Origin of the sequence: Halorubrum sp. SP3, from assembly GCF_005435195.1 — an archaeon.
GTDB classification, from domain to species: Archaea; Halobacteriota; Halobacteria; order Halobacteriales; family Haloferacaceae; genus Halorubrum; species Halorubrum sodomense.
Map to the genome: position 1 here is coordinate 1 of NZ_SGTU01000364.1, position 463 is coordinate 463.

Below are 463 nucleotides of genomic sequence, written 5' to 3' on the forward strand. Positions count from 1 at the left end.
GCTGCTCCCGGTCGTCGTGTTACTGGCGTCCGCGTTCATCGCGTTCTCGACCGGCACTTCGTGGGGGACGATGGCGATAGTCACTCCGATCGCGGTCCCGCTGGCGTGGAGCGTCGGCGGCGCGACGCCGGCGCTGCTCCCCGTCGCGATCGGGACCGTGTTCAGCGGTGCCATCTTCGGCGACCACTGCTCGCCCATCTCCGATACGACGATCCTCTCGTCGACGTTCACCGGCGCCGACCACATCGATCACGTCCGCACCCAGATCTACTACGCCACGACGGTGCTGATCGTGGCCGCGGTGCTGCTGACGGTGTGGGGCGCCACCCGGATCACGCCGCTGGTGCTGCTCCCGATCGGCGTGGTGACGCTCGCCGGCCTGGTGTACGTGCTCTCCGAGTTCGACGCGAACCGGAAGGGCGTGGCGGCGACCCGCACGGTTCGGGCCGGCAACCGGTCGCCC

1 protein-coding gene is annotated in these 463 nt (G+C 69.8%); it reads left to right on the forward strand.

Annotated features, from left to right (window positions below; translation table 11 throughout):
* Positions 1-463: Na+/H+ antiporter NhaC family protein (locus EXE42_RS16870; RefSeq protein ID WP_241988433.1), on the forward strand; the 463-nt coding region annotated here is incomplete at both ends.